Source organism: Streptomyces sp. Ru73, from assembly GCF_002920575.1.
Classification (GTDB): domain Bacteria; phylum Actinomycetota; class Actinomycetes; order Streptomycetales; family Streptomycetaceae; genus Streptomyces.
In genome coordinates this window covers 1-1,594 of sequence record NZ_PQSQ01000210.1, presented here as the reverse complement: position 1 = coordinate 1,594, position 1,594 = coordinate 1, and the positions used below count along the sequence as shown (strand labels likewise).

At 76.5% G+C, this 1,594-nt stretch carries 1 protein-coding gene; it reads right to left on the bottom strand.

Features of this window, described 5'->3' with window-relative positions:
* Positions 1–1,519 (bottom strand): ATP-binding protein (locus C3486_RS36570; protein WP_258053218.1); only part of this gene is annotated, 1,519 nt, incomplete at its 3' end.
* Between the last annotated feature and the right edge of the window lie 75 nt (positions 1,520–1,594).

Below are 1,594 nucleotides of genomic sequence, written 5' to 3'. Positions count from 1 at the left end.
CGGCGTCCCGGCGCGGTTCGGTGGGCCCGGCGGTGGCCGGCGGGTCGGCGGTGGCGTGAGGCGCGGGCGCGGGCGCGGTGAGCGGGCTCGCGGGGTACGCGCCGGTGGGCGCCGGCCGCGCGGCCGGCATGGGTCCGGCGGCCGGGGGCGGCTGCGGGGCCGGGTGGCCGGGGGCGGGCGGCAGTACGCCGGGGCCGGTGCTGTCGTCGGTGGTCCGGACGGCGTGGCGGCGCTGGTCGGGGCCGTCGGCGGGGGGTGCGGCGGCGACGGCGGGCGTGGTGCCGGCGCCGGCGGTGCCCTCCTCGCCGTCGGCGGGCACGTCGCCGAGGAGGCCGGGCGGCAGGATCAGGACGGCCTGCACGCCGCCGTAGATGTTGCTCTGGAGGCGGACGACGATGCCGTGCCGGCGGGCGAGGGAGGAGACCACGAAGAGGCCGATGCGGCCGTCGCTGAGGAGTTCGGCGACGTCGACGTGGTCGGGGTCGGCGAGCAGGGCGTTCATCCGGTCCTGCTCGTCGGCGTCCATGCCGAGGCCCCGGTCCTCGACCTCGACGGCGAGGCCCGAGGTGACCAGCTGGGCGCGGAGCAGGACGTGGGTGTGCGGCGCGGAGAAGACCGTGGCGTTCTCGACGAGTTCGGCGAGGAGGTGGATGACGTCGGCGACGGCGTGGCCGCGCAGGGTGCCTTCGATGGGCGGGACGAGCTTGACGCGCGGGTACTGCTCGACCTCGGCGATGGAGGACCGCATGACCTCGGTCATGGTGACCGGGCGGCTCCACTGGCGGCGGGAGATGGCGCCGCCGAGTACGGCGAGGTTCTCGGCGTGCCGGCGGATGCGGGTGGCGAGGTGGTCGACGTGGAAGAGGCCCTTGAGCAGGTCCGGGTCCTCCACCCGGTTCTCCAGCTCGTCGAGGAGTTCGATCTCGCGGTGGACGAGGGACTGCAGGCGCCGGGCGAGGTTCACGAAGACCTCGACCTTCTGCTCGCTGCCGCTGGCGTTGCCGCGGGCGATGGCGACGGCGTCGATGACGGCGGCCTCGGCGGCCCGTCCGGCGGCGGCGACGTCGTGGACGAGCAGGTCGAGGGTGTCGCCGGCGGGGCGGGGCAGCGGTTCGGGGGCGCGCTGCTGGAGCCATTCGCCCTGGCGTACGCGGTGCACGAGGGCGTAGAGGTCGGACTGGCTACGGGCGCAGACCTCGCGGAGCCGGGCGTAGCGCTGGACGGTGGCGCGGGCCTCGGCGGTGGCGGCGGTGCAGGCGACGGCGGTGATGCCGCAGACGAGGGCGAAGCCGCAGCCGAGGACGGTCCAGGCGGCGCCGCTCAGCGGCTGTCCGCCGGACCGCGCGACGAAGGCGGTGACGGCGGAGCAGGTGGCGGCGACGAGCAGGCAGGGCACGGCCGCGAGGCGGACGAGGCGGACGCGTATGACGGAGTCGGCGGCCGTCTCGCGCAGGGGTACGCGGCTGTGCCGGGCGCCTTCGCGGTCCCGCCGCCGCCCGGGCAGCGGTGCGGGAACCATTCCCCTCCCCCGGGTCCCATGGGAATCGGGGGTGTCCTGGGGCACGTCGGTCCCCGTCCCCTGGGGAAATGCAGC